Raw genomic sequence first — 25,458 nt, forward strand, 5'->3', positions numbered from 1 at the left:
ATCCAAGTCGAACTTCCGGACCCCTGCCCGCTATTTTGCGTACTGCCGGATGACCCGCTCGATGGCGGCTCGGCACGCGGCGCAGAACCCGACCTCGTCGCGCGTGAACATGAGGCAGTCCTCCTGGCTGCGGAAGTAGCCCTTAGCCTCGTAGTTGGCGCCTTCGAAGGCGCCCACCTTCCCGCTGTGGGCGTCGGTGCCCAGGAGCTTCGTCTCGAAGACCTTCTCCCGTGCGAAGAGGGCGTCCATCTCAGACTCGGGCTTGTTCGCGGCGCGAATGGCGCGGCGCTCCTTCTGGTAGGCGTGGCTGTGCGCTTCGAACTCGTCCTTCTTCCAGGGGGAGGGCAGGGGCACCCCGGGGCTGAGGAGGGCGCCCCACTTGGGCTGCTTCGGGTTGGCGGTGACGTTGGGCTCCCAGGGCTCGGGCCGATCAGGGCTGTTGGTGACGGCCACATCGGAGGTGTAGTACTCGTCCGCCAGGCCCGCGAAGTGATGGCCGAACTCGTGCACGAACAGGTAGCCGATGGTGCTGTTGCCCGCGGAGGCTGTGCTGTAGAGGTTGTGGATGCCGCCGCCGCCGTAGGTCTCGGCATTGACGAGGATCTCCACGAACTCGTAGGGCGCCTGGGCGGCGACGTCGCGCCAGGTGCGGTTGTCGAAGGTCAGGACGTAGCGCTCGCTGCCGAAGGCGTCGTAGGTGGCGCCGAGCGGAGAGCGCTTGTGGACGCCGGTGGAAGGCCGGGAGATGCCGCTCTCCTTCGCGGGCGGGCAGAGGGCCCACACGTTGAAGCCGTTGCGATGCTCCTTGAAGGGCGTCTGCTGGAACAGCAGCTCCATGACCTTGCGCGCCTGCTGCTCGAACTTGCCGCGCTCCGCGGCCGTGTAGCCGTCGCCCAGAATGAGGAAGTCCACCTTGTCCGCCGGATCGCCAGCCTTCTGGAGGGCGATGAGGGCACCGGCCTCCGGAGCCGGGGCCCGCTCGATGAGGGGGTCCTTCGGATCGAGGTCGAAGGTCCAGAGGGTGCGGAAGGCGTTCTTGGCGTCCCGCTTCTTCACCTGGATGCGCACCGGGGCTTCGGGTTGCGGGAAGCGCAGGGATTCGGAGAAGCTCCGGCTGAGGGCCTTGGCCTCGTCCGTGGTCTCCCATTCGCCGAAGATGCTGGCGAAGCCACGTGAATAGAGGAGCTTCCCCGTCGCCTTGTCGGCCACCTCGAAGCAGTACTTCCCGAGGTTGCTGTCGTCGACGGCCTTGGCGAGGTCACCGGGCCAGGGCAGGGGCTCCAGCACCACGCGGTCCACTCCGAAGCGTTCCGAGGCCGCGTCGCCGGTGTGGCCGTAGTCCACCCGCAGGGTGCGGGGCGGGGCGGCCAGGCAGGCCAGGGCCGTGAGGGAGAGCAGCAGGCGACGGATCATGGGGGCTCCTCGCCTTCGAGGATAGACTGGTCCCCTGGAGTCACGAATGCTCACCTCGAAACAGCGCCAGTTCCTCAAGGCCGAGGCCCATCACCTGAAGCCCGTCATGCATGTGGGCAAGGGCGGGGTGTCGGCGGCCCAGGCCGCGGAGCTGGACGTGATGGTGGACAGCCTCGAGCTGGTGAAGATCAAGATCAACCAGAACAGCTTCGAGGACGAGGCCTCGGCCGCCGCGGCCCTGTGCGCCGCCGTGCCGGGGCTGGAACATGTCTGGACCATCGGCCACACCATGCTGTTCTTCCGGCCCAGCCGCACCCGCGACACGCGGTATCCTTTGCCCATCTGATCCGAGTCCGACGCCCATCCACCCCAGGAGCCCGCCCGAGGAGTTCCGATGCCCTACTTGTCATGGATGGAGGGGAACCAGCCCTTCCGGCATGCCGTGGTGGAGGATCCCTGCGTCCTGGGGCGCGATTCCCTGGCCAGCGCCGTGGCACAGCCGGCCCTCGGCACCGTGTCGCCGGCCCATGCGGCCCTGACCCTCTTGGGTGGCGTGTGGCATGTGAGGGATCTGGAATCGGCCAATGGCACCATGCTGAACGGGGTTCCGGTGGACCCTTCCCAGGCCCACCCCCTGAAGGACGGGGACGAGCTGGTTCTCGGCTCCTGGCGGATATCCTATACGGAGGGATTCCCGGGGCTGGATGGGGTCACCTTCGCGGAACGGGTGGGAGACCTCTTCGACGAGATCCGGCTCCATCCGGAACGGGGCGACTGGTGCTTCGCCGACCTGCAGCAACTCTACCGCGCCACCGAGAGGCTGCTGGCGGAGGTGGATTCGGGCGATCTGGAGAGGGCGCTCCTGGAGGAATCCCTGCGCCTGACGGCAAGCGAGCGTGGATCCCTGGCCATGCGGCACGAACCTGGCGGCTGGCGCAGCGTTCATGAGGTGGGCGCCGCCGGGGCGGGAACCGTGCCGCCGCCTTCCGTCCTGGACTACGTGGCGAGGGAACACACAGCGGTCCTGTCCAACCAGCCTCCCGCGGACCCGAGGTTTGAATGGGCGGATCCGCTGGAGACGGGACCCGGTCCCTTTCTCTGCGCGCCCTTGAGGGTGGAGGGCCAAGGCATCTGCGCCCTGTACCTGGAGCGCGAACCCGGCGGGCGGCCCTTCAGCCGCCTCGAACTGGCCACCCTCCAGGCCTTCTCCCGCCGCGGGGCCCTGGTGATCCACCAGGCCCGGCTCCAGCGGCGGGCCATCGACCAGGCGGAACAGCAGGGAGAACTGCTGCGCCTCCGGAGCCAGGCGCAGCGTGCCGAAGAGTGCCGAGGCGAACTGTTCGCGGCCATGGCGGCGTCCTTCCGGCGCATCCAGAGCTGCGTGCAGGAGCTGCCCGAGGCGGCCGGCGGGGTCATCCGGTTCCAGCTCGAGCGGCTGTTCACCCTGCTGGACCAAAGTCCATGCGATGACCCGATCGGCGCAGTGGGCGGCCATCCCTTCGCCCTCGCCGCTCTGCAGGAGGAGCTGGCCAGGCGCTGGGCCTCGCTCCTGTCCCTCCGCCAGGTCGAGTGGAGGGCCGCCCCGCCGCCGGACGGTGCCGCATGGTGGCCGGAAGGACCGCTTCTCCAGGCCCTGGACGGCCTGGTCGAGCCCCTGATCATGCACGTGCCCCGCGGGGCCGAAGTCGCCCTCCAGTGGGAGCGCGAGCCGGGGTACCACGTGCTCCGGATCGGCCTCCCCACCGCGGGGCGCGGCGCCGCCGACGGCTGGAGCCAGCGGATCCTGAGGGAATCGGGCCTCCGGTGGCGCTGGGCGGACCGGGCGCTGGAGGTGCTCCTGCCCGAAGGGCCCGAGGACATGCCGGAGGAGCCCGCTCGACCCCTCCTGGGCCTGGTCAGTGAAGACCTGGGCCTGGTGAGCCTGTTCCAGACGGTGGCCGAAGCGGGGGACCTGACCCTCCACCCCCTGGAGGCCGAGCCGCCCGCCCCGCCCCAGCCGATGTACCGGTTCCTGGTGATCGACGCCAAGGGCGACCAGGAACCCGAAGACACCATCCGCGCCTACCGGCGCCATCCATCATTCGCCACCACGCCCATCCTGGTGGTCCGCTGCTCGGACGAGGACACGCAGCGCCTCATGGAAGCCGGCGCCACGGATTGGCTCGCCGACGGATTCCGGTGGGAGACGCTGCACCAGCGCCTCCGGGTTTTGCGGGGCCACACGGAGCTGAGGCAGAGGGCCCTGGCGGCCGAGCGCCTGGAATCGTTCCGGCAGATGGCCGGCACCCTCAAGCACGAGATCAACAATCCCCTGGCGGTCATCTCGATGCAGGTGGAGATGCTCCAGCGGAAATACCCCGAGGAGGCCAAGCTCGCCAAGATCGGCGAGATGGTCGACCGCATCCAGAGCCTGGTGCAGGTGCTGCAGAAGATGCGGGAGGCGCCCACGGAGGGCTACGCGGACGGGTCGAGCATCCTGAAGCTGGGGTAGGGGAGCTCTCAGCTCTCGGCTGTCAGCTGTCGGAAGCCGCGCTCGCTGAGGAGGGCCTGCACAGGCCAGTCGTGGGGGTCCACAGGGACGGGCAGGTGCATCTGGGCCTCGAAGCCCACGCCCACGGTCAGAATATCTTCCGGTAGCTTTGCGAGAAGGGCGTCGTAGAAGCCGCGCCCGTAGCCCATGCGGTAGCCCTCGTCGTCGAACGCGAGGCCCGGGACGAGCAGCAGCTGCACGGGCGGAAGGAAGTGCTGGGCCAGGGCCGGCTCGAGGAGGCCCCAGTGGCCTTTCTCCAGGGGTTCCGTACCCCAGACCAGCCGGGGAGGCTGGGTCGAGGCCACCCGCGGGAAGAACCAGAGCCAGCCGGGATGGGCCGCCACCGCGGGGCGCAGGTCGATCTCGGAGCCGAAGGGCCAGAAGGCTCCCACGCGGGTCAGGCGGCGGTCGCGGCAGAAGCGGTCGAGGTGGGTGGCGATGGCCGCGGACCAGTCGGCGCGGGATGCCGCCGGCAGCGCGTCCCGGCGGGCCTTGAGGTGGGCGCGGTACTCGGCTTTGGTTTCCACGCCTTCACCTCACCAGACCGGCGCCTGCCCCGTCAACGGAGTATCCTCGCACCTGGAGCGACGCCGCCATGACCTCACGTTCCCTGCTGCTGACCCTCGCCGCCGGCTTGGCCCTCGGCGCCTTCCAGCCCGCCCGGGCGCAACCCGTGGACCAGAACCAGGTCCCCACCACTTCTCTGGTGCAGTCCGTTCCGGCCGAAACCGGCCTGGCGGATCCCACCCTGGCGTTCGCCAAGGATGCCTGGGTGGCGATGATCCGAGAGGCGAAGGTCAGCGTGGATGCGGCGGAATTCTACGTCACCAACCGTCCCGGCAGCGCCCTGGAACCCGTGCTGGCGGAGCTGGAGAAGGCCGGGGCCCGCGGGGTGAAGGTCCGCTTCCTGCTCTCGGCGAAGATGCTCGACCAGGACCCCGCCTCGGTGGCCCGGATCCGGCACATTCCCGGCGCGGAGGTGCGGAGCTTCGACCTGACCGGCGTCTCCCGGGGCATCCTCCACGCCAAATACTTCGTGGTGGATGGCCGCGAGGCGGCCCTGGGCAGCCAGAACTTCGACTGGCGGGCCCTGGAGCAGATCCATGAGCTGGGCGTCCGGACCACGGATCCCCGGATCGTCACCCGGCTCACGGAGCTGTTCACCCTCGACTGGGCCTTCGCCGGAAGCCGGAAACTGCCGGACCTTCCGGGCCGGTCCGTCCCCGTCCTTCGGCCCGACACGGAGCTGGTGGCCAGCCCGCCTTTCCTCACGCCGAAGGACATCCGGCCCGCCATCGACGCCCTGGTGGAGCTGATCGGCCAGGCGAGGCAGAGCGTGCGGGTGCAGCTGCTGACCTATTCGCCCATCGCGGGACAGGACCGCTTCTGGCCGGTGCTGGACGATGCCCTGCGGGCCGCCGCGGTGCGGGGGGTCCATGTGCGCCTGATGGTGTCCGACTGGGTGCTGGGCGGCCGTGCCCTGCCGCACCTCAAGGCCTTGACGCTGATCCCCAACCTGGAGGTGAGGGTGGTCTCCATTCCCGAGGCCAAGGACGGCCACATTCCCTTCGCCCGCACCATCCACAGCAAGTACCTGGTGGTGGACGGCATGCACCTGGCCCTGGGCACCAGCAACTGGGAGGAGAGCTACTTCACGGATTCGCGGAACGTCGAGCTCATCTTCCGGGACTCGCCGCTGGCCGCCCAGGCGGTGCGCATCCACGACCGCCTCTGGAACAGCTCCTACGCCTTCCCGCTGGACCCGGCGAAGGTTTATGAAAAGCGGAAGGTGGACTAGGCGGTCAACCTAGACCTGGGCATAGACGTTGTAGAGATTGTCCCGCTCCAGCGCCTCGAAGCCGGCGTCTTCGATGAGCCGCACCAGCTCGTCCCGTTTCAGGCCCTGGGGGGTCTTGGCGCCGGCGTCGTGGGCGATCTCTTCCGCGATGACGGTGCCGTCCACGTCGTCCGCGCCGTAGCTCAGGCCCGTCTGGGCCAGGCCCGGCGAGATCATCACCCAGTAGGCCTTGATGTGCGGGATGTTGTCGAGCAGCAGCCGGGCCACGGCGATCTCACGCAGGTCCTGCGTGCCCGTCGTTTCGTGGATCACATGGGTGGCGCTCAGCTCGTTGTCCTCGTTCTGGTAGGCCAGGGGGATGAAGGCCAGGAAGCCCTGGTAGCCCGCGGCCTGGGAGCGGTCCTGGAGGTCGCGCAGGCGCAGCAGGTGGTCCACCCGGTGGCGCGCCTCCTCGATGTGGCCGTAGAGCATGGTGCAGTTCGTGGGCAGGCCCTTGCGGTGGCAGAGGGCCGCGGTGTCCAGGTAGACCTGGGCGTCTTTCTTCCCGATGCAGATCTGCTCGCGGAGCTGCTCGTCGAAGATCTCCGCGCCGCCGCCAGGGCAGCTCTCCAGGCCCGCGGCCATGCAGCGGTCCAGGAAGGCCTCGGTGCTCAGGCCCGAGATGCGGGCGTAGTAGTCCATCTCGATCATGGTGAAGACCTTGAGGTGGATGGACGGGAAGCGGGCCTTGATCTTCGTGAACAGGTCCTCGAAGTAGTCGATCTTCAGCTTCGGGTTGTGGCCCGAGGTCATGTGCAGCTCGCGGACGCCGGCGTTCTCCGGCTTCTCCAGCTCGGCGATGATCTGCTCGGCCGAAAGAGCGTAGGCCCGGGGGTCGCCGGGCTTGGCCTGGAAGGCGCAGAATTGGCAGTGGGTGAAGCAGACGTTGGTGTAGGACAGTCGGCGGCTCATCACGTAGTAGGCGGCCCGGCCGTTCTTCTGGAGGCGCACGTGGTGGGCCATGGCGCCGACGCCCGTCAGGTCCGGGGTCTCGTAGAGTAGCAGGCCGTCGTCATAGGTCAGGCGTTCGCCGCGCAGCACCTTGTCTGCCAGGGGCAGCAGGCGCGGGTCACGGATCTTCGAATGGAGTGACAACATCGAAACCTCGATCCATCAGTTTAGCGCCCCGGCAAGGAATCGGTCTCCTTCTGAAAAGGAACCATGGGAAAGCGGAGGAAAGCGGAAGGGCTGAGGAAAGCAGAGAAAAGCAGCCGAGGCACCAGGATCACGCCTTCCTCCGCTCTCCTCCGTTTCTCCACTTTCCTCCGCTTTTCAATTTCCGTCTTCTTTTGACCTATTCCAACCCTTGGTGGATGCGGCGCACGAGGCTGGGGCCCTCGAAGATGAGGGCGCTGTAGATCTGGGCCAGGGCGGCGCCATCGTCGAGGGCGCCCTGCACGTCCTCCGCGGATCCCAGGCCGCCGCAGGCCACCAGGGGCAGCCGGCCGCGCAGGGCGGACAGGATGCGCTTCCGCACCTCCCTGGCTTTGGGCTTCAAGGGCGCGCCGCTGAGGCCGCCGGGGCCCTTGGATTCGACGAGAGCCCTGAGGGGCTCGGCCACCACGCCGCGATCCAGCGTGGTGTTGGTGGCGATGAGGCCGGAGATGCCCGAGGCCACGGCCACTTCCACGATGGCGTCCAGGTCCTCCGGCGCTAGATCCGGCGCCAGCTTCAGCAGCAGGGGCTGGCGCTCCAGGCCCATCTCCTTGCGCAGATCCAACATGCCCGCCAGCAGGGGCTTCAGGGCCTCGGGCGCCTGGAGGTTCCGCAGGCCCGGCGTATTGGGGCTGCTCACGTTGAGCGCGATGTAGTCCACCTGCGGCGCGATGAGCCGGTAGGCCGCGCGGTAGTCGTCCAGGGCCTGCACCTCGGGCGTCTCCTTGTTCTTGCCCAGGTTGCCGCCCACGATCAGGCCGGCGGGACGCTGCTTCAGCCGGGCGGCCACCACCTCTGCCCCCTCACTGTTGAAGCCCATGCGGTTGAGGATCAGGCCCGCCTGGGGGAAGCGGAACAGCCGGGGCTTGGGGTTCCCGGGCTGGGGACGCGGGGTGACGGTGCCGATCTCCACGTGGCCGAAGCCGAGGCTCTGCCACAGGGGCAGCAGGGTCGCGCCCTTGTCCAGGCCCGCCGCCAAGCCCAGGGGCGTGGGAAAGTCCAGGCCGAAGGCGCGCCGGCCCAGCGCCGCGGGATGCGTCGGCTTGGGCAGGCCCGGCAAGGCGCAGGCCACCGCTCCCAGGCGGAAGGCCAGGTTGTGCGCGGTTTCGGGGTCGAGGCGGAAGAGCAGGGGCCGCAGGGCGGCGTACAGATCCATCACTTCACCGAGACGGTGGCCGTGGCGGTGATCTCCGGGAAGTCCTCGCGGTGGACCTCCACGTGGTAGGTTCCGGCCGTGGCGGGGGCGGTGTAGAGGCCGGCGCCCGTGATGGTTCCCCCCTCGGGTTCCACCACGCGCCACCCGACGGGCTGGCGCATGTAGCGGACGCCCTCGGGGTAGTTGATCTCCGCCTGGAAGACCTGGGTGGCGCCGCGGGCCAGACTGACGGCCACGGGGCGGAGGCTCAGGGAAGGCTTGAAGGGCTCTTTGGGCTTGGCGGGCACGGTGTCCCCCGGGGCGGTGCAGGCGAGGGCCAGCAGGATGGGAGCGAAGGGCAGGGCGCGCATCAGCATGGAAACCTCACACACCGGTCATGTCGGTCACGTGGTCCATCACCAGGGGAGGCTCTGTCCGGGCCTGGACCTCCTCCCGGGTGACCCCAGGGGCCACCTCCACCAGCCGCAGACCCTCGCGGCCCGGCACCACGTCGATGACGGCCAGGTCGGTGATGATGCGATGGACGCAGCGCTGGCCCGTGAGGGGCAGGCTGCACTTGCGGAGGATCTTGGGCTCGCCGTCCTTGCTGGTGTGCTCCATCACGACGACCACCCGCTTGGCGGAGGCAACGAGGTCCATGGCGCCGCCCATGCCCTTGACCATCTTTCCGGGGATCATCCAGTTGGCGAGGTTGCCCTCCATGTCCACCTGCATGGCGCCGAGGATGCTGAGGTCGATCTTGCCGCCGCGGATCATGGCGAAGCTGTCGGCGCTGCTGAAGAAGCTGGCGCCCGGCGCCGTCGTCACGGTCTGCTTGCCCGCGTTGATGAGATCCGGATCCACCTCCTCCGGCGTGGGGAAGGGGCCGATGCCCAGCAGGCCGTTCTCGCTCTGGAGGATGACCTCCATGCCCTCCGGGATCGCGTTGGCGATGAGGGTGGGGATGCCGATGCCCAGGTTCACGTAGTAGCCGTCGCGCAGTTCCTGCGCCGCGCGGCGGACGAGCTGATCGCGGGACAACGCCATGCGGACCTCGAAAAGGGGAACCAGGATAGCGCAGGCGGCCGGGGCCTCAGAAGACGCGGAAGCTCTGGAAGAGGCTGAATGTCCAGCCCCAGCGGACGGTGGAGCCTGGGATTTCGTCCCGCCGCGAGGCCAGGGAGGCTCCGATCCGGCCCGTGGGCGTGCGCCATTGGGCCTCACCCTGGAGGAACCAGAACCCCGGGGCGAGGGGAGAGGCCGATGTGCCCCGCACACCGCGCAGGCGCCCTTGACCTTCGAGGAAGAGGGGCATGCCGAGCTCCACCGTCCGGGTGATGGCCTCGCGGCCGAAGGCGGCGCCCAGGGAGTCGCCAAAGGTGGAGGAGCCCGCGAGGTAGGTCGGCCGGCTGAAGGTTCCAGAAGGGGCCGACGGGGCGGCCCCGGCGTACTCGACTCCGACATCCCAGCGGTCCCAGACCAGCTGGAACCCGCTGAGGGTGCGGGCCGGGGTCAGCGTGAGGGCCCGGCTGTCCGGGGCGGCGCTCCGGGATAGATGAAGGGCTGCGCCCCGGGCCCCGGCGAAGCGGGCCAGGGCGGGGATCCGCACCTTCACTTCCATCAGGCTCCAGGTCCGGGCGGACGAGGCGGGGGCCGCCCGACCGACAGAATCCTCGCCGCCTTCCATCCGGACGGATCCGAGGCTGGCTTCCAGCACGGGGCCGAAGGCCGCCCGGAGCATGCCTCCGTAGAGCCACGGCCGGCGCAGATTCAGCCCGCCGGCCTGGGCGGCGAGACGGGCCTCGCGATCAGCGATCCAATCGGGGATGGGGCGATCGGCTTCCAGTCGGCCGGCGAAGCCTTCTGCCCGCCAGCGCCCGAAGGGCAGCGAAGCCTCGGGGGTGCTCCATGAGAGGCGGGGGAAGGGGCGCGCGGCATCGCCCAGCAGGTCGCCGCCATCGAACCCCGCTCCCCAGGCCAGCGGCTGCTGTTCCAGGGCCAGCCGCCATCCGGATTCCCACCGGTAGGCGACCTCGGCGCGGAGAAGATAGCCGCGGGTCATCCCGCCGTCCTGCAGGCCCAGGGCCGTGGCGGCCACGGACCAACCTCCGCTGACGTAGCGACCCTGCAGGCCCAGCCCCCAGCCCTGCACCGCCTGACCCAGACCCTCACTCCCGACCAGCGGCACGTATCGGCCCTCCGATCCCGCCCCTCCCAGGCCCACTTCCAGGGACGGGAAGGCCAGCGGCGGAAGGGGCTCCTCGCCGGTGGTCCAGGTTCGCTGGGCCTGTCTCAGAGCGGCCGCGCCATCCTGCAGCATGGGGGCCTGGGCGCACAGTCCTGTCGCCAGGCCCATCACGGCGAGGAGGGATGGCCAGTGCCTCACGGCTCCAGCACCTTGACGGACAGGATCCTCGCGCCCAGCTCGAGGTCATCGAGGATCTTCATGGCGGCGTCCAGGTCCTCCACCTCGCCCATCCGCGTGTATTTCCCCGTGAGATGGGGCGTGGCGTTGGTGGTGATGAAGAACTGGCTGCCGCCCGTGTCCTTGCCCGCGAGCGCCATGCCCACGCTGCCGGGGCCGTACCAATCAAGGCTGTCCTCGCAGCGGATGGTGTACCCGGGTCCGCCGTCCATGGTGTCGAAGGGCGAGCCCATCTGCACCACGAAGTCCGGGACCACCCGGGGCACCAGCCTGCCGTTGAAGTAGCCCTTCCTGGCCAGCAGGACGAGGTTGGCGATGTTCATGGGGGCGACGGCAGGGTCGAGGCGGAGCGTGATGTGGCGCTTTCCGCTCAGGGAAATGCGGAGCCGGAGGGGCTTGCCACGCTCGGTGAGACGGGCGGCTTCCCTGAGGATCGCCGCGTCGGTCGCGGTGGGTTTCGGGGCTCTGGGCCACGGTGTGGCGGGATCCAGCTTCACGAGGGCCTGATAGGCCTCCCGGCGGCAGGTCCAGTTGGGATGCTGCAGCCAGGGGCGGAGCTGGGCTTTCTGTTCTTCCAGGGGCAGCTTCCAGCGGGCATAGCTCTGGATCAGCGTCTGCTGGGACTCGAACTGGGTGTCGCTCCAGACGCGCCTGGTGAGGGCCTCCAGATCGGCGGGGGGCGATGGCAGGTCCTCGATGCCGGCGGCGCGGGCGGTGGCGTCCCTTCCTGCGAGGAGACGCGCCCGGACAAGATCCGCCCGGACCGGGTTCTGGATCCGAAGGGCGGGAAGAAGGGCGCCCCTCATCAGGGGGGTGCTGGCGCCGAAGGGAGCCTCCTGGTCCATGAGCGTCCGCAGGCCGGGCAGGGGGGAATCGAGCTTGGCCAGGGCCTGGAAGCCGTACCACCGGGCCAGGGGATGGGTCGCACGGGGCCAGGGGCCACCTTCCACATTGAAAGCCTCCGCAGGCGCAGGCCTGGGTACGCCCTCGGCCAGCCTGGAGAGGATGCCCACGCAGGCCACGTCCAGCGTCGCCTGATCGGGACGGACAAGGCCGAGCCTGGCCCAGGCTGGGGATTCTGGCGAGAGCGACGCGAACGCCGTCAGCGCCAGGCCCCGGCGCTGGGGCCAGGGCGCACGGTTCCACGCATCCATCAGCGCCAGAATGCTCCCGGGCGTGGCAGGCACCGGCGGCAGGAGCTCCTTCTCCTTTCCCGCCATCACCAGCCGCAGCCGGGCCGCCTGGGCGCGGACGGGATCGACCTTGCCGACCTTCTGGAGGGCGTCGAGGAAGGCCTGGAGGCCGGGGGAGACCTCCGCGCCGTTCAGACGCGCCGTGGCGAGGGACGCCTCCAGGTGCAGGTGTCCGGGCCAGGTGGCGGCATCCGCGGCGACGAGGCCATCGAGGGCCATGAGGGCCTTCGGACTCTTGAAGCGGTTCAGGAAGAACAGGGCGTCGAAGCGCTCGCGGGGTGTCCGCGCCTCGGCAGCCTTCGCCAGCCATAGTGCCTCCGTGGGCTGGTCAAGCTCCGGCGTCAGCAAAGCGGGCGCGCCGGGAGCTCCGATGCGTCGGATCGCCCGTTCCAGGCGGGCCCGGTCCGCTGGCGCCAGGGCCGCCTTCTGGGCATCCGTGAGAGCCAGAGGTTGCCGAGCCCATTCGGCCCGGATGGCGTCGCGGGTGGTGAAGCGGAGCCCCTGAGCAAAGAGGGGCGACACCGCGAGCAGACTGGCTGCCAGCCGGGGGAGGGGGAAAGCAAGGGGCATGGATGAATCCTCGTGGTCTCGTCGGGATGTTGTCGGTGGCTCTAAGTCTATGCGAACCCCGGAATAGCCATTGCCGATGTCCAGGTTATCCTGGGGGATTCTCACCCATGCCCCATCCAGATCCGGAGTTTCCGCATGTCCCACGCTGCCCCGATGGCCCGTACCGAGAAGGTTCAGGGGGAGGCTCCGGCCTGGTTGAAGGAGCTGGAGGCGGCCTCCAGGCCACCTTCCAAGAAGGGTTCTGGTCTGGGGCGCTGGATCTCCCGACTGGTGGCCCGCGCGGCCATGCGTGGCGGACAGGATCTCTACGGGGACCAGCCCCGGTTCAACGCCGCCCTGGTGGAAGGACTCCGGCAGTTGTCGGCCACCATGGATGAGCTCGTCTCCCTGCACCAGACGGCCCTTCGGCAGCCGGATCATCCCCAGGGGATGCAGGAGACGCTCCGCACCCTCCGGGAGGATCTCCGCGCGATCCAGCAGCGGATGCCTTCGGTCAGCCCTGTTGTGGGAGAGAGCCGGCCGGAAGGACAGCGGTTCGACCCGTACTACCGGGCCTTCGAGGATGCTTTCCGCGGAAGCGAAGCGGTGATCGAGTCCCGGCTGGAGGTCTACCTTCCCCGTGTCCGGAAGGCCTTCTCGGGGCTCCGGGATCCTCTGTGGCTCGACCTCGGCTGCGGTCGCGGGGAATGGCTCCGGGTCCTGGCCGGGGCCGGCGTCCGAGGTGTGGGCGTGGACGGCAATGCGGGCATGGCCGAGGCTGCCCGGGCCTCCGGCCTGGAGGTCCAGGTCGGGGACCTGATGGACCATCTCCGCGGCTGCGAGGCGGGGAGCGTGGACGGGCTCAGCGCCTTCCACGTCGTCGAGCACCTGCCCTTGGATCTGCTCGTCGAGCTGCTCCAGGAGGGACTGCGGGTGGTGAGGCCCGGCGGCCTCCTCATCCTGGAGACGCCCAACCCCGAGAATCTGCAGGTGGGAGCCCACACCTTCTACCTTGACCCGACCCATCGCAGCCCGGTGCCGCCGGCCTTCCTGGCCTTCCTGGCCGCCCAGGTCGGGTGGAGGCAGGGAGATATCCTCAGGCTGCAGGCGGACGAGCGCGACTTGGCGAGGGCGAAGCGCGCATGGCTGGGGAACAAGGCCCTCATGAAGGTCGCTGAGGGCCTGTTCGGGCCCAGGGACTATGCCCTGGTGGCGGTTCGTCCCCTGGTCTGAATTCTGTCAGCGGTACCCGGCGCGGGGCGCCTCGGCGTGGCCGGCTTCGCGGAGCACCTGCTCCTTTTGCGCCAGCTTGAGGTCCGAATCCACCATCATGGCCGCCAGGGCCCGGATGTCGGTCTTCGGCTCCCAGCCCAGGATGCGGCGGCCCTTCGACGGATCACCTTCCAGGTGGTCCACCTCGGCGGGCCGGAAGTAGCGGGGATCGATCTCCACGTGCTTCTGCCAGTCGAGGTCCAGGCGTCCGAACGTGAGTCCGAGGAAGTCACGGATGCTGATGCTCTCGCCCGTGGCCACCACGTAGTCGTCCGGCGCGTCCTGCTGGAGCATGCGCCACATGGCCTCCACGTAGTCCCCCGCAAAGCCCCAGTCCCGCTTTGCGTCCAGGTTGCCCAGGAACAGCTTGTCCTGGAGCCCCAGCTTGATGCGCGTGGCGGCCCGGGTGATCTTGCGGGTCACGAAGGTCTCGCCGCGCCGCGGGCTCTCGTGGTTGAACAGGATGCCGTTGCAGGCGAAGAGCCCGTAGCTCTCGCGGTGGTTGATCACCTGGTAGTGGGCGTAGACCTTGGCGCAGGCGTAGGGGCTGCGGGGCTCGAAGCGGGTGCCCTCGTGCTGCCGCGGCTTGGCGCTGCCGAACATCTCGGAGCTGCCGGCCTGGTAGAAGCGGATCTGTTTCTTGGTGTGCTTCATGTAGCTGCGGATGGCCTCCAGCAGCCGGATGACGCCCACACCCACCACATCCACGGTGTATTCGGGCTGGTCGAAGCTCACGCGCACGTGGCTCTGGGCCCCCAGGTTGTAGACCTCGTCGGGCTGGATCTCGTCCAGCAGGTTCCGCAGGGCCCCGGCGTCGGACAGGTCGCCGTAGTGCAGGAAGAACGCGGGATCCGGCGTCTCGCCCACGTGCAGGTGGTCGATGCGGTCCGTGTTGAAGAGGCTGGCCCGGCGCACCACGCCGTGGACCTGGTAGCCCTTCGACAGCAGCAGCTCGGCCAGGTAGCTGCCATCCTGGCCAGTCACGCCGGTGATGAGTGCGGTCTTCTGCATGGGGTCCTCGAAGCGGAAACGTTCACTCTACCTTGCCGGGGGGGAATGGAGAAATGGCGATCGCCGGAGGTTCACCGGGCGTGGGCGATGGCCTGAAGCGTGTCTTCGAGGCTGCGACGGGAAGCCCAGCCCGTATCCGCCATGAGCCGCGAGGGGTCGCCGATCAAGGTCTCCACCTCATGTTTCGCGAACAAGGCTGGGCGATCCTGGCCGCAGGCCTTCAACAGGCCATGCACCAGCTCAGACACTTTGGTGGGCCGGCCAGAGCAAAGGTTCCAGATGGAGCCGCTGGGGGCATCGACTTCCAGTAGCCTCAGATAGGCGTCCATGGCGTCACGCCAATCAAGGAAATCGCGGATGTCGTCGCGGCCCAGCATGCGAACGGGATTCTCACCGCGGCGGATGCGGTCCAGGAGTTCGGGTACCAGCAGGCCAGGGGCCATCCCTGGGCCGAGCTGGTTGAAGGGACGCACGATGAACACCTTCAGGACCTTCCGGTGGCTCAGCGCCCACGTTTCCCCCAGGTGCTTGGAGAGGGCGTAGGGGTGGGTGGATCCCAGCGGATCCGTCTCCTTGAGAGGATGGTCGCTCGGGGCATAGACGAAGGCGCTGGAGGCGAAGATCGCGCGACACCCCGGCGCGACCGCCGCCAGGTGGTCGAAGACCCGGGCGGTCATGCGCAGGTTGGCGAAGACCAGGTCCTGGGTCCAGGTCATGCCGGGAACGGAGTAGGCCGCCAGGTGGAAGGCCGCCTCCCAGGGATGATCGCCAGGCCGCGGCAACGGGTCGTGGCCCAGGAGGTCCACGGCCCTGCAGCAAAGTCCAGGCGCCTCCTCGCCCCGGGCCCGATCCCAGGATTCGACCTCATGGCCGGCTTCCAGGAGGCGCGAAATGAGGGCCCGCCCCACGAATCCGGATCCTCCGACCACCAGAACTTTCATGCGTGTGGCTCCATCCATGCAGAAACGAGTTCAAGGCGGCGGGAATCCGTCCTGCACCGCGCCATTCGAAAAGGTGGGGAAATGCTAACATCAAGGTCTTTCGGCCCAAGGCGTGGGCGGATCACGGAGGGGAATTCGATGCGCCTTGGCGTGTTCCACCCAGCTTTCGAGACGGTCGGTGGCGCCGAGCTTCTGGTGGCGGCCCAGGCCCAGCACTTCCGGAGTCAGGGCGCCGCACCCGAGATCATCACCCTTGGGTTCGATGCCGACCGCTGGGGGGAGCGCCTGAAGGGAATCCCGGTACATACGGTGGAGAAGCGGCATTGGACCGACGCCCTCTACGGATGGTCCCGGATGGCCAAGCTGCGGCGCCGCGGGCTTCGTGCCGCCGCGGCCCTGAAGCCGTACGACCTGGTGATCGCCCACAACTTCCCGTCCAGCGCCATGCTGGGGGCGGCTCCCATCCGCGCCCGGAAGATCTGGCAATGCAACGAGCCCCCGCGCGGAATTCACCGCCGTGAGGCGAACCCGGCCCTGGTGGCCAGGGTCCTGGCCTCGGGGGGGCGAGGCCCGGAAGAAGCCACCATCGCCTTCGCGAAGGATCTGGAGGCGCATGATCGGGCCATGGCGGGGAACACTGGCCTGCGGGCCCGTCACGACTACGACCTGGAGGTGGTGAAGGGCCTCGACCTCATCTATGCCATCAGCGAGTTCAGCCGGGACAATGCCCGCCGCATCTACGGCCGTTGCCGGGAGGAAGTGATCTATCCCATCGTGCGGTTCCCCGAAGGTGGTCGGAACCGCGCGGGCCTGGAACGCTCTGTGCGCCGGGTGCTGGTCCATTCGCGCCTGGAGGTGTTGAAGAACATCGATACCGTCATCCGGGGATTCGCCCTCTTCCAGGCCGCCAGCCCGGTTTCCTGCGAGCTTCACGTGGTGGGGACGGGTCCCCTCAAGGAGCGGCTGGAACAGCTGGCGGCCGCGAGCTGCAGGGCAGGGTCAGTCCGGTTTCACGGCTACCTCCCGGACGCGGATCTCCGCCGCGTCTACGAAGCCTGCGACGTCTTGGCCCTGCTGACGCTGGATGAGCCGTTCGGCATGGTCTATCCGGAGGCTGCGGCCAAGGGACTCCTCATGGTGGGCCCGGATCATGGCGGCCCGCTGGAGATCCTGGACGGGGGCAGGCTCGGGTGGGTGGTCGACGCCTTCTCGCCGGAGGCGCTGGCGGAGGCTCTGGCGCAGGTGTGGCGCCTCGACGACGCCGAAGCGGACCGGCGCCGGGAAGCCGCCGACCAGGCCTGCCGGGTCCGGTACGGCATCGAGGCTGTGGGACCCCAGCTCATGGCGCTTTTATCGGAAGCCTGATCCCGGCCGCGTGAATTAGACTGGGGGATGCTCTTCGATTCCCCTTCTTCCTTCGGCCGAACCTTCCGCATCCTCACCTTCGGGGAAAGCCACGGTGCGGCGGTCGGGGTGGTGATGGATGGCGTGAAGCCGGGGCTGCCGTTCGACCTGGAGGCCATCCAGAAGGAGCTGGATCGGCGCCGCCCGGGCCAGTCGGACCTGGTGACGCCCCGGAATGAAGCGGATCGCGTGCAGGTGCTCAGTGGCGTCTTCGAGGGGCGCACCACAGGCCATCCCATCGCGCTGGTGGTGTTCAACGAGAACCAGCGGAGCGGAGACTACAAGGCCATCTCGGACCTGTTCCGGCCCGGCCACGCGGATCTCACCTACGACCGCAAGTACGGGATCCGCGACCCCCGCGGCGGCGGGCGCAGCAGCGGCCGCGAGACGCTGGCCCGCGTGGCCGCCGGGGCCTGGGCCAGGCAGCAGCTCGCGGGCGTGGGCGTGACGGTGCGCGGCTTCAACCGCGAGATCGCAGGCATCGCCGGGACCGCGGTGGATTGGGCCTTCGTGGAATCGAACCCCCTCCGGGTGGCCGATCCCGCAACCTTTCCGGCCCAGCGGGCCGCCGTGGAGTCCGCCCTCGCCGACGGCGACAGCGTGGGGGGCGTCTGCGAGGTGTGGATCGAGGGACTGCCCGTGGGGCTGGGCGATCCCGCCTTCGGCAAGCTGGACGGCTTGCTGGCCCTGGCCTGCATGTCCATCGGCGCCGTGAAGGGCGTGGAGCTGGGCGCCGGCTTCGAGAGCGCCCGCCGCCGCGGCAGCGAGAACAACGACCCGCTGGGCCCTGAGGGGCCCCTCAAGAACGATGCCGGCGGCACCCTGGGCGGCATCAGCACCGGCGCCCCGGTGGTGGTGCGCCTGGCCGTGAAGCCCACTAGCTCGATTTCGAAGACCCAGAAGACCATCGACCGCGACGGTCATGCCGCGGACATTTCGACCAAGGGACGTCACGACCCCTGCATCGCACCGCGCATCGTGCCGGTGGCGGAAGCCATGTGCGCCCTGGTGGTCTACGATGCCTGGCTCACCCAGCAGGCGCTTCGGGAGGGCTCGGCGGCGCCGCTGGCGGAATGGGACTGGCAGGCCATCGAGGAACTGTTCCGGGGATGATCGTTGTGATGACTGCCACGTTCATGGCGCCATGACGAACTGATGACCTTGCCCGCCCAGGGCCAATTGACAATCGGATCCGATATGGAACCCGTCCTCCTCAGTTTCCACGCTCCCATCCATGATCTGGAGCAGGTGGCCCAGCATGTGGTGCGGGATGGCGTGCCGGCCCGCCTGCGGGACTGGCAGCGTGCCACCGGTGCCCGGGAACTGGTGTACCTGGCCACCTGCCAGCGGGTGCTCTGGATGGTGTGGGGTGGCGATCCCGCCGCGCTGGATCCGGGGCCGGGCGTGCGCCGCTATGAAGGCGAAGAGGCCTGGGTGCATCTCCTGGCCATGTCCGCGGGGCTGGAGTCCGCCAACCTGGGTGATCGCGAAATCCCCGGCCAGATGAAGGACGCCCTCGAGCAGGCTCGCCAGGTGGGTGTGGCCGGCGACGAGGCCCAGGCGGTGTTCGAGGACGTGATCCGCGAAGGCCAGCGCCTGCGGTCCCGCCTCGGCCTGGCCGATGGCAACGTCAGCGTGGCCACGGTGGCCCTCAAGCACCTCTGCGAGGGGCTGCCCGAGGGCTCGGCCATCGCCTTGGTGGGCGTGGGCCCCATGACCCAGTATCTGGCCGAGCGCCTGCCGGAGCGCGGCTTCAAGGTGTCCGTCGCCAATCGCACCAAGAGCAAGGCCCACGACCTGGCGGACCCCCTGGGCTTGGCGGTGGTGGACCTGCCCCTCCTTCAGCGCGACCCCGCTGGATTCCAGGCCATCGTGAGCGCCACGGCCGCGCCCGAGCCGATCTTCACGCTGGACGCCTGGCAGACCCTCAAGCGTCCGCTCCTCCGCATCCTTGACCTGGCTCTGCCGCCGGATTCCGAGCCCGGCCTGGAGCAGCTGCCCTGGGTCCACCGCGTGGACCTCTCGGCCTTCCTGGCCCAGACCGCCACGGCGCGGGCCCAGCGGGCCGAGGCGGCCACCAAGGCCGAAGCCTTCCTGGTGGGGGCCGCCGGTCGCCTGCGTCATCGTGCCCATGCGCGGGGCCACAAGCGCCACCTCGCCTCCGCCCAGGAACGTCTGGATTCCGCCTGGGGCGCCCTGGAGGCCGAGGTGAAGGCCCTGGAAGATTCCATGCAGGGGCTGGACGAAGCCCAGCGCGAGGCCCTCAAGGAGATCCTGACCCGGGGGCGCACGCTGGCCTTCCGCGCCCTCATCCAGACCCAGCCCAAACCGGACCCGAACGGAGAGGCAACCAAACCATGAAGCACGTCACCGTCGCCACCCGCGGATCCGCCCTGGCTGTGGGCCAGGCCGAGCCTCTGGTGAGGTTTCTCGAATCGAAGGGCTACGAAGTGTCTTGGCGGAAGTTCTCCACCTCCGGCGACCAGTGGCTCCAGGGCCCCCTGGACAAGCAGGTGGGCGGAGGCTTCTTCACCAAGGAACTGGAGGACGCCATGGCCGCCGGCGCGGCCGACCTCCTCATCCACAGCCTGAAGGACGTCTCGCTCGAGCGCCCCGTGGGCATCGTCTCCGCCTGCATCCCCAAGCGCGAGGACCCCTCCGACTGGCTGGTGATGCGACCGGACGCGCCCGAGGATCTCACCATCGGTACCAGCGCCGTGCGGCGCGAGCGTGTCCTCAGCCAGCTCTTCCCCAAGGCGCGGTTCACCTGGATCCGCGGCAACGTCCAGACCCGCCTCCAGCGCGTGCGGGACGGCGTCCTGCGGGACGCGCCGATCCACGCCACGCTGCTGGCCGCCGCCGGCCTGAAGCGCCTGGGGCTCGACCTGTCCGGCCTCACCGTACGTCCGCTGACGCCCGACGAGCTGCCTTCGGCGCCGGGGCAGGGGGCCCTCCTGGCCGAGGCCCGGGCGGACCGCCCTGATCTCGTGGAGGTCCTGGCCGAGGTCCACGATGCCCTGACCGCCCGCTGCGTCACGCTGGAGCGCCAGGTGCTGGCGGGCATCGGCGGTGGCTGCCAGCAGCCCCTGGGCGCCCTGGCCACCCCGCAGGCGGACGGCACCCTGCTGCTTCGCGCGGCCTACGCGCCGGCCGGGGAGCTCCGCCGCGCCGAGGCGCGTGGCTCGGATGACGCCATCCTGCTGAAGACCGTCCTCCAGGGCATCGGCCTGTCATGACTTCCACAGCCGCGCCCCGCCTGGCTCTGGCCAGGCCCGCCCAGCATCCGCTGGCGGATACGGTGCGCAAGGCTGGCTGGGATCCCGTACCCTATGCCTTCACCAGCCTGAAGGTCATGGCCCAGGCCCTTCCAATGCCGTTCGAAGCGGCCCAGGCCTTCGTGGCCCTGAGCCCCGCCGGTGCCAAGGTCGCTTCCGCGGTCCTTCCGGCCGGAACAGTCTGCCTCCTCCAGGGAGCCGGCACGGCCGAGGCCCTGGGGCGGGAGGACCTGGAGATCCACCTCCCCGCGGAGGCCCGGGCCGAGGCCCTGTGGGACCTCCTTCGCACCCGGTTCCCCGAGGGCGGCGACTTCATCCTGGCCCGTGGGGAGCGGAGCCGCGAGTACCTAGAGGCGGCGACCCGGGGGAGCGCCTGGCGGATCCATCCCTGGATCACCCACCGCGAGGTGGTCCGCGAACCCTTCCCGCCGCTGCCGGATGTGGAAGGCGTGCTGGCCCTGAGCCCCTTCCAGGCGGAGATCCTCGCGCCCATCGCCCTCGGCGTGCAGCGCTTCGCCTGGGGTGAAGCCACCGCAGAGGCCTTCGCGCGGGCGGGTGCGCCCGCGCACGCCCACTGTGAGCCCAAGCCCAGCCTGCTCTGGGCCATGCTCGCCCAACATCTGAACAAGGAGGAGTCCCCATGTTGAACCGCTCCCGCCGCCTCCGCACCAGCGCCGCCATGCGCAACCTGGTGGCCGAGACCGACCTGCGTCCGCGCCACCTCATCCAGGGCCACTTCGTGCAGCCCCAGCCAGGCCTGTCCGAGATCTCCAGCATGCCGGGCATCTTCAACGCTGGCGTGGAGGAGACCCTGCGCCAAGTGGAGAAGGACCTGAAGCTGGGCCTCACGAACGTGCTGCTCTTCGGTGTGCCCGAGGATGCGCTCAAGAGCGCCGACGCGGCCTATGTGAAGGACGCCCAGGGCGTGGTGCCGAAGACCGTCAGGGCCTTGAAGCAGGCTTTCGGCGCGGACCTCATCGTCATGACGGACGTCTGCCTCTGCGGCGCCACCAGCCACGGCCATTGCGGCCTGGTGGACGATGAGGGCGTGGTGGTGAACGACCCCACGTTGCCGATTCTGGCGGAGATGGCCCTGCGCCACGCCGAGGCCGGTGCGGACGTGGTGGCCCCCAGCGACATGATGGACGGCCGTGTCACGGCCATCCGCGCGTTGCTGGACCAGCACGGCTTCACCCGGACCAGCATCCTCAGCTACGCCATCAAGCACTCCGGCGCCTACTACGGCCCCTTCCGCGAGGCCGCCCACAGCAGCCCCAAGTTCGGCGACCGCAAGACCTACCAGATGGACCCCCGCAACGCCCGTGAAGGCCTGCGGGACGCGCTGCTCGACATCGACGAGGGCGCCGACATGCTCATGGTCAAGCCCGCCCTGCCGAACCTGGACCTCATCTGGCGCCTGCGCCAGGCCACCCTGGCGCCCATCTGCGCCTACCACGTGTCCAGCGAGTTCAGCAGCGTGAAGGCCGCCGACCGCCTGGGCTGGGTGAACGGCGACCAGCTGATGTACGAGCATCTCATCGCCATCCGGCGCGCCGGCGCCGACATGATCGTCACCTACGCCGGCCGTGAGGCCGTGGAGAAAGGCTGGATCTCGTGAGCAACGACACCCTCTTCCAGGAAGCCCTGACCCACTTCCCCGGCGGCGTCTCCAGCCCCGTGCGGGCCTTCCGGGCCGTGGGCGGCACGCCCAAGTTCTTCAAGAAGGCCAGTGGCGCCTGGTTCGAGGACGAGGACGGCCAGAAGTTCCTCGACCTCTGCATGTCCTGGGGCCCGCTGATCCTGGGCCACGCCCACCCGGACATCCTGGCGGCCGTGACCGAGTCCATGCAGGAGGGCCTCACCTTCGGCGCCCCCAGCCGCCGCGAGCTGGCCCTGGCCCGCAAGATCAAGGAGATGGTGCCCTTCGTGGAGAAGATGCGCTTCGTCTCCTCGGGCACGGAAGCCGTCATGTCCGCGCTGCGGGCCGCCCGCGGTTTCACGGGCCGGGACCGCATCCTGAAGTTCGAGGGCTGCTACCACGGCCACAGCGACGGCCTGCTGGTGAAGGCGGGATCCGGCCTCATCACCTTCGGCGCCCCCACCAGCGCCGGCGTGCCCAAGGGCATCGCCGAGCTGACCTCCGTGGTCACGCTCGACGACCTGGACACCCTCGAGCGCACCTTCGCCGAGATCGGCGACGAGCTGGCGGCGGCCATCATCGAGCCCATCCCCGCCAACAACGGCCTCCTGCTGCAGCGCCCCGAGTTCCTCAAGCGGCTGCGCGAGCTCTGCACGAAGCACGGCGTGGTCCTCATCTTCGACGAGGTCATCAGTGGCTTCCGCGTGGCCCCCGGCGGCGCGGCGGAGCGTCTGGGCATCACGCCCGACCTGGCCACCTACGGCAAGATCATCGGCGGCGGCATGCCCGTGGGCCTCTACGGCGGTCGCAAGGACATCATGGGCGTCGTGGCGCCGGACGGCCCGGTCTACCAGGCGGGCACGCTGTCGGGCAACCCCGTGGCCATGGCCGCGGGCCTCGCCACCATGGAGAAGCTGACCCCGGCCTTCTACGCCAAGCTGGAGGCCAACGCCGAGCAGTGGGCCGCGGCCTTCGAGGCCATCCCCGGCCTCCACTGCCCCCGCTACGGCAGCCTGCTCTGGCCGCTCTTCCAGGACGGCGTGCGCCGCAGCGACGCGGTGAAGGGCGAGGCCATCAGCAGCTTCAACCGCCTGCACAAGGCCTTGCTGGGCCAGGGCGTCTACCTGCCGCCCAGCGGCTACGAGGTGGCCTTCCTGGGCGCCGCCCACGGCGAGGCCGAGCTGGCCCACTTCAAGCAGGCCGTGGCCGCCGTGGCCAAGGAATTCGCCTGATGATCCAAGGCGCCGGTCACTTCCCCGCGCGCCTTCTCTGGTTTCTGTGATGACATGTTCTTGGTGATGTGATGACCCAGCCCCTCCTCCGCGTCCTGAACGGCGAAGCCCTCGACAAACCCCCGGTGTGGTTCATGCGCCAGGCCGGGCGCTTCCTGCCCGAGTACCGCGCCGTACGGGCCAAAGCCACCTTCGAGCAGCTGCTCAACGACTCGGACTTGGCGGCGGAAGTGACGCTGCAGCCCATTCGCCGCTTCCCCCAGATCGATGGCGCCATCATCTTCAGCGACATCCTGGTGATCCTCGACGCCCTGGGTTGCGAGGTGACCATCCCCGAGGGTGGGCCCCGCATCGGCAAGACGCTGGACCAGATCGACCTCGACCGGCCCCTGGACGAGACGGTGTTCGAGCCGGTCTGCGAGGCCATCCGCAAGGTGAAGAAGGATCTGCCCGCCAAGGTGACCATGCTCGGCTTCGCCGGCGCGCCCTGGACCCTGTTGGCCTACGGTATCGAAGGGAGGGGGAGCAGGTCCTGGGCGAGGGCCAAGGCCTTCCTGCACCAGGAGCCGGTGCTGGCCCGCAAGTGGTTGGACAAGCTGGCGGACGCCGCCGCCCGTCTGTTGAACCTGCATATCGAGGCTGGTGCTCAGGGCGTGCAGCTCTTCGACACCTGGGCCGGGGAGCTGGACGCGGACGACTACGCCACCTTCGCCCTGCCGTCCGTGGAGCGCACACTCTCCCAGGTGAGCGCCGCCCCCACGCTGTTCTTCGCTCGCACCGGCTACCTGCCGGACAGCCTCAACCAGCTGCCCTGCAAGGGCCTGGCTGTGCCCTGGCAGGTGCCCATCACCGAGGCCCGCCGCCGCTTCCCGAAGATGGTGCTCCAGGGCAACCTCGACCCCATCGCGCTGCTGGCCGGGGCGGACACCGCCAAGCGGAAGGCCCGGGCCATCGTGGACGCGATGAAGGGCCATCCCCACATCTTCAACCTCGGTCACGGACTCGTGCCCGAGACCGATCCCGCCGTGGTGGCCGCCGTCCTTGACGAGGTGAAGGCATGAACCAGCTCGCCGATCTCATTCGCCGCTACGACCGCCCCGGGCCGCGCTACACGGGCTACCCCATGCCGCCGGCCTGGTCCGACGACTTCCCGGAGCCCGAGGTGCTCTCGGCCCTGGAGCGCGCCGACGCCCGCAAGGACGAGGCCCTGTCGCTCTACCTGCACATCCCCTTCTGCCCGCGTCGCTGCGCCTACTGCGGCTGCAACGTGGTGGTGAGCCCCCAGTACGATCCCGTGGAGGCTTACCTCACCGCGGTGACGAAGGAGCTAGATCTCGTCTGCGCCCGCCTGAAGGACCGCCGCAAGGCCCTCCAGCTGCACTGGGGCGGCGGCACGCCCACCTACCTGAAGGCGGCGGATCTCACGCGCACCTTCAACCTGTTCAAGGAGCGCTTCGAGTTCCAGCCCGGGGCCGAGATCGCCATCGAGGTTGATCCCACCTTCCTGGAGCCTGATCAGCTGCCGACGCTCCGCAAGCTGGGCTTCAACCGGGTGTCCTTCGGCGTGCAGGACCTGGACGAGAACGTGCAGGCCCTCATCACCCGCGGCCAGACCTGGGACCACACCCTGACTGCCATGAAGCAGTGCCGGGACCTGGGCTTCGAAGGCGTGAACTTGGACCTGGTCTACGGCCTGCCGGGCCAGACCATGGACACCTTCCGCCGCACCCTGGAGTCCACCCTGGAGCTGTCGCCGGACCGCATGGCCATCTACGGCTTCGCCTACCTGCCCAGCATCATGCCCTTCCAGCGGAGCATCCCTGCCGAGACACTGCCCTCGCCGGACCTGCGCCTGGACCTGCTCCTCCTGGCCTCGGACATCCTGGAGAAGGCGGGCTACGTGGCCATCGGCATGGACCACTTCGCCCACCCGAACGACCCCATGGCCAAGGCCGTGAACGAAGGCCGCCTCATCCGCAACTTCATGGGCTACGCCGTGGCTGCCGGCACGGACCTGGTGGGCTTCGGCCCCAGCGCCATCTCCAACGTGGCGGGCGTCTACTCCCAGAACGAGAAGATCCTCGCCAAGTGGGAGCGCAGCATCACGGACGGCCACCTGGCGGTCCACAAGGGCCACCGGCTGTCCGGGGACGACGAGCTGCGCCGTTGGGTGATCCACCACCTCATGGGCCATTTCGAGCTGAAGTGGGACGACCTGAAGGCCAGGTTCGGCGTGGACGGTCCCGTCCTGTTCGCCGACGCCGTGGCCCAACTGGAGGAGGAGGTTTCCCAGGGCACCGTGGAGGTCCGGCCCGAGGGCGTCTTCATCACCCAGCTCGGCCGACGCTTCGTCCGGAACCTGGTGCAGCCCTTCGACGCCTATCTGGCCAAGCTCAGCGCCAAGACGCCTTTTTCCAGGACGGTGTGACGTCCGGCATTGAATAGCT

The 25,458-nt window shown here is 69.2% G+C and carries 23 protein-coding genes; 13 read left to right on the top strand and 10 right to left on the bottom strand.

The genetic code is table 11. The features are described from left to right. Positions 1-30 precede the first annotated feature (30 nt). A complete protein-coding gene (locus MLG87_RS01510; protein ID WP_243293459.1) occupies positions 31-1,413 on the bottom strand; it encodes an IgA Peptidase M64 in 1,383 nt (460 codons plus the stop codon). A gap of 46 nt (positions 1,414-1,459) precedes the next feature. On the opposite strand from MLG87_RS01510, the gene MLG87_RS01515 reads away from it, so the two are divergent. Next, on the top strand, positions 1,460-1,759 hold the full coding sequence (locus MLG87_RS01515) for a YhbY family RNA-binding protein (protein ID WP_243293460.1): 300 nt from the start codon (positions 1,460-1,462) through the stop codon (positions 1,757-1,759). A gap of 48 nt (positions 1,760-1,807) precedes the next feature. Further along, complete coding sequence (locus MLG87_RS01520; RefSeq protein ID WP_243293461.1) at positions 1,808-3,904, top strand: FHA domain-containing protein; 2,097 nt, start codon at positions 1,808-1,810, stop codon at positions 3,902-3,904. 8 nt (positions 3,905-3,912) lie between these two features. Here the strand turns inward: MLG87_RS01520 and MLG87_RS01525 are convergent, their stop codons facing one another. Continuing rightward, a complete protein-coding gene (locus tag MLG87_RS01525; protein ID WP_243293462.1) occupies positions 3,913-4,470 on the bottom strand; it encodes a 5-formyltetrahydrofolate cyclo-ligase in 558 nt (185 codons plus the stop codon). A gap of 68 nt (positions 4,471-4,538) precedes the next feature. On the opposite strand from MLG87_RS01525, the gene MLG87_RS01530 reads away from it, so the two are divergent. Beyond that, positions 4,539-5,741, top strand: a complete 1,203-nt coding sequence (locus tag MLG87_RS01530; RefSeq protein ID WP_243293463.1) for a phospholipase D-like domain-containing protein — start codon at positions 4,539-4,541, stop codon at positions 5,739-5,741. 9 nt (positions 5,742-5,750) lie between these two features. Here the strand turns inward: MLG87_RS01530 and mqnE are convergent, their stop codons facing one another. The 6 genes from mqnE to MLG87_RS01560 form a co-directional block, all read right to left on the bottom strand. Further along, on the bottom strand, positions 5,751-6,878 hold the full coding sequence (gene mqnE, locus MLG87_RS01535) for an aminofutalosine synthase MqnE (protein WP_243293464.1): 1,128 nt from the start codon (positions 6,876-6,878) through the stop codon (positions 5,751-5,753). A gap of 196 nt (positions 6,879-7,074) precedes the next feature. After that, positions 7,075-8,091 (bottom strand): quinone-dependent dihydroorotate dehydrogenase, encoded by a 1,017-nt coding sequence (locus MLG87_RS01540; protein ID WP_243293465.1) that lies wholly within the window; start codon positions 8,089-8,091, stop codon positions 7,075-7,077. Then, positions 8,091-8,447 carry a hypothetical protein gene (locus tag MLG87_RS01545; RefSeq protein WP_243293466.1) on the bottom strand — a complete coding sequence of 119 codons (357 nt, stop codon included), beginning with the start codon at positions 8,445-8,447 and terminating at the stop codon, positions 8,091-8,093. Before MLG87_RS01545 ends, MLG87_RS01540 begins: the two co-directional genes overlap by 1 nt. Before the next feature lie 7 nt (positions 8,448-8,454). Further along, positions 8,455-9,117 (bottom strand): CoA transferase subunit B, encoded by a 663-nt coding sequence (locus MLG87_RS01550; RefSeq protein WP_243293467.1) that lies wholly within the window; start codon positions 9,115-9,117, stop codon positions 8,455-8,457. Positions 9,118-9,163: 46 nt separating this feature from the next. Continuing rightward, positions 9,164-10,456 carry a capsule assembly Wzi family protein gene (locus MLG87_RS01555; RefSeq protein ID WP_243293468.1) on the bottom strand — a complete coding sequence of 431 codons (1,293 nt, stop codon included), beginning with the start codon at positions 10,454-10,456 and terminating at the stop codon, positions 9,164-9,166. Continuing rightward, complete coding sequence (locus MLG87_RS01560) at positions 10,453-12,258, bottom strand: peptidylprolyl isomerase (protein WP_243293469.1); 1,806 nt, start codon at positions 12,256-12,258, stop codon at positions 10,453-10,455. The genes MLG87_RS01555 and MLG87_RS01560 overlap by 4 nt, the downstream gene beginning before the upstream one ends. A 135-nt stretch (positions 12,259-12,393) precedes the next feature. Between MLG87_RS01560 and MLG87_RS01565 the strand changes: the two genes are divergently transcribed. Next, a complete protein-coding gene (locus MLG87_RS01565) occupies positions 12,394-13,470 on the top strand; it encodes a class I SAM-dependent methyltransferase (RefSeq protein WP_243293470.1) in 1,077 nt (358 codons plus the stop codon). Between the two features lie 6 nt (positions 13,471-13,476). On the opposite strand, the gene gmd is transcribed toward MLG87_RS01565, so the two are convergent. Further along, positions 13,477-14,520: a GDP-mannose 4,6-dehydratase gene (gene gmd / locus MLG87_RS01570; RefSeq protein WP_243293471.1), complete on the bottom strand. Its 1,044-nt coding sequence runs from the start codon at positions 14,518-14,520 to the stop codon at positions 13,477-13,479. Positions 14,521-14,591: 71 nt separating this feature from the next. Beyond that, a complete protein-coding gene (locus MLG87_RS01575; RefSeq protein WP_243293472.1) occupies positions 14,592-15,461 on the bottom strand; it encodes an NAD-dependent epimerase/dehydratase family protein in 870 nt (289 codons plus the stop codon). A 138-nt stretch (positions 15,462-15,599) separates the two neighbouring features. On the opposite strand from MLG87_RS01575, the gene MLG87_RS01580 reads away from it, so the two are divergent. The 9 genes from MLG87_RS01580 (at position 15,600) to hemN (ending at position 25,439) form a co-directional block, all read left to right on the top strand. Beyond that, positions 15,600-16,826, top strand: coding sequence for a glycosyltransferase family 4 protein (locus MLG87_RS01580; RefSeq protein ID WP_243293473.1), 1,227 nt, complete (start codon positions 15,600-15,602; stop codon positions 16,824-16,826). Positions 16,827-16,853: 27 nt separating this feature from the next. Further along, positions 16,854-17,978, top strand: coding sequence for a chorismate synthase (gene aroC, locus MLG87_RS01585; RefSeq protein WP_243293474.1), 1,125 nt, complete (start codon positions 16,854-16,856; stop codon positions 17,976-17,978). A gap of 84 nt (positions 17,979-18,062) precedes the next feature. Continuing rightward, positions 18,063-19,226, top strand: coding sequence for an NAD(P)-binding domain-containing protein (locus MLG87_RS01590; RefSeq protein ID WP_243293475.1), 1,164 nt, complete (start codon positions 18,063-18,065; stop codon positions 19,224-19,226). Next, positions 19,223-20,101 (top strand): hydroxymethylbilane synthase, encoded by an 879-nt coding sequence (gene hemC / locus MLG87_RS01595; RefSeq protein ID WP_243293476.1) that lies wholly within the window; start codon positions 19,223-19,225, stop codon positions 20,099-20,101. Before MLG87_RS01590 ends, hemC begins: the two co-directional genes overlap by 4 nt. Further along, entirely contained in the window at positions 20,098-20,787 is a 690-nt protein-coding gene (locus MLG87_RS01600; protein ID WP_243293477.1) for a uroporphyrinogen-III synthase, read from the top strand. Before hemC ends, MLG87_RS01600 begins: the two co-directional genes overlap by 4 nt. After that, complete coding sequence (gene hemB, locus MLG87_RS01605; protein ID WP_243293478.1) at positions 20,781-21,758, top strand: porphobilinogen synthase; 978 nt, start codon at positions 20,781-20,783, stop codon at positions 21,756-21,758. Before MLG87_RS01600 ends, hemB begins: the two co-directional genes overlap by 7 nt. Continuing rightward, the gene (hemL, locus tag MLG87_RS01610) at positions 21,755-23,011 is read left to right on the top strand and encodes a glutamate-1-semialdehyde 2,1-aminomutase (protein WP_243293479.1); all 1,257 of its coding nucleotides are present in this window, start codon (positions 21,755-21,757) and stop codon (positions 23,009-23,011) included. Before hemB ends, hemL begins: the two co-directional genes overlap by 4 nt. A gap of 71 nt (positions 23,012-23,082) precedes the next feature. Next, entirely contained in the window at positions 23,083-24,072 is a 990-nt protein-coding gene (gene hemE, locus MLG87_RS01615) for a uroporphyrinogen decarboxylase (protein ID WP_243293480.1), read from the top strand. After that, the gene (gene hemN / locus MLG87_RS01620) at positions 24,069-25,439 is read left to right on the top strand and encodes an oxygen-independent coproporphyrinogen III oxidase (RefSeq protein ID WP_243293481.1); all 1,371 of its coding nucleotides are present in this window, start codon (positions 24,069-24,071) and stop codon (positions 25,437-25,439) included. Before hemE ends, hemN begins: the two co-directional genes overlap by 4 nt. Positions 25,440-25,458: the final 19 nt, after the last annotated feature.

The sequence above is a fragment of the Geothrix mesophila genome, assembly GCF_022808835.1.
Classification (GTDB): Bacteria; Acidobacteriota; Holophagae; order Holophagales; family Holophagaceae; genus Geothrix; species Geothrix paludis.

What these genes read in the sequence shown, in the direction of transcription:
- MLG87_RS01510 (WP_243293459.1), bottom strand. Translation starts at nt 1,413, where the DNA reads ATGATCCGTCGCCTGCTGCTCTCCCTCACGGCCCTGGCCTGCCTGGCC.
- MLG87_RS01515 (WP_243293460.1), top strand. Translation starts at nt 1,460, where the DNA reads ATGCTCACCTCGAAACAGCGCCAGTTCCTCAAGGCCGAGGCCCATCAC.
- MLG87_RS01520 (WP_243293461.1), top strand. Translation starts at nt 1,808, where the DNA reads ATGCCCTACTTGTCATGGATGGAGGGGAACCAGCCCTTCCGGCATGCC.
- MLG87_RS01530 (WP_243293463.1), top strand. Translation starts at nt 4,539, where the DNA reads ATGACCTCACGTTCCCTGCTGCTGACCCTCGCCGCCGGCTTGGCCCTC.
- mqnE (WP_243293464.1), bottom strand. Translation starts at nt 6,878, where the DNA reads ATGTTGTCACTCCATTCGAAGATCCGTGACCCGCGCCTGCTGCCCCTG.
- MLG87_RS01540 (WP_243293465.1), bottom strand. Translation starts at nt 8,091, where the DNA reads ATGGATCTGTACGCCGCCCTGCGGCCCCTGCTCTTCCGCCTCGACCCC.
- MLG87_RS01545 (WP_243293466.1), bottom strand. Translation starts at nt 8,447, where the DNA reads ATGCTGATGCGCGCCCTGCCCTTCGCTCCCATCCTGCTGGCCCTCGCC.
- MLG87_RS01550 (WP_243293467.1), bottom strand. Translation starts at nt 9,117, where the DNA reads ATGGCGTTGTCCCGCGATCAGCTCGTCCGCCGCGCGGCGCAGGAACTG.
- MLG87_RS01560 (WP_243293469.1), bottom strand. Translation starts at nt 12,258, where the DNA reads ATGCCCCTTGCTTTCCCCCTCCCCCGGCTGGCAGCCAGTCTGCTCGCG.
- MLG87_RS01565 (WP_243293470.1), top strand. Translation starts at nt 12,394, where the DNA reads ATGTCCCACGCTGCCCCGATGGCCCGTACCGAGAAGGTTCAGGGGGAG.
- gmd (WP_243293471.1), bottom strand. Translation starts at nt 14,520, where the DNA reads ATGCAGAAGACCGCACTCATCACCGGCGTGACTGGCCAGGATGGCAGC.
- MLG87_RS01575 (WP_243293472.1), bottom strand. Translation starts at nt 15,461, where the DNA reads ATGAAAGTTCTGGTGGTCGGAGGATCCGGATTCGTGGGGCGGGCCCTC.
- MLG87_RS01580 (WP_243293473.1), top strand. Translation starts at nt 15,600, where the DNA reads ATGCGCCTTGGCGTGTTCCACCCAGCTTTCGAGACGGTCGGTGGCGCC.
- aroC (WP_243293474.1), top strand. Translation starts at nt 16,854, where the DNA reads ATGCTCTTCGATTCCCCTTCTTCCTTCGGCCGAACCTTCCGCATCCTC.
- MLG87_RS01590 (WP_243293475.1), top strand. Translation starts at nt 18,063, where the DNA reads ATGGAACCCGTCCTCCTCAGTTTCCACGCTCCCATCCATGATCTGGAG.
- hemC (WP_243293476.1), top strand. Translation starts at nt 19,223, where the DNA reads ATGAAGCACGTCACCGTCGCCACCCGCGGATCCGCCCTGGCTGTGGGC.
- MLG87_RS01600 (WP_243293477.1), top strand. Translation starts at nt 20,098, where the DNA reads ATGACTTCCACAGCCGCGCCCCGCCTGGCTCTGGCCAGGCCCGCCCAG.
- hemB (WP_243293478.1), top strand. Translation starts at nt 20,781, where the DNA reads ATGTTGAACCGCTCCCGCCGCCTCCGCACCAGCGCCGCCATGCGCAAC.
- hemE (WP_243293480.1), top strand. Translation starts at nt 23,083, where the DNA reads ATGACCCAGCCCCTCCTCCGCGTCCTGAACGGCGAAGCCCTCGACAAA.
- hemN (WP_243293481.1), top strand. Translation starts at nt 24,069, where the DNA reads ATGAACCAGCTCGCCGATCTCATTCGCCGCTACGACCGCCCCGGGCCG.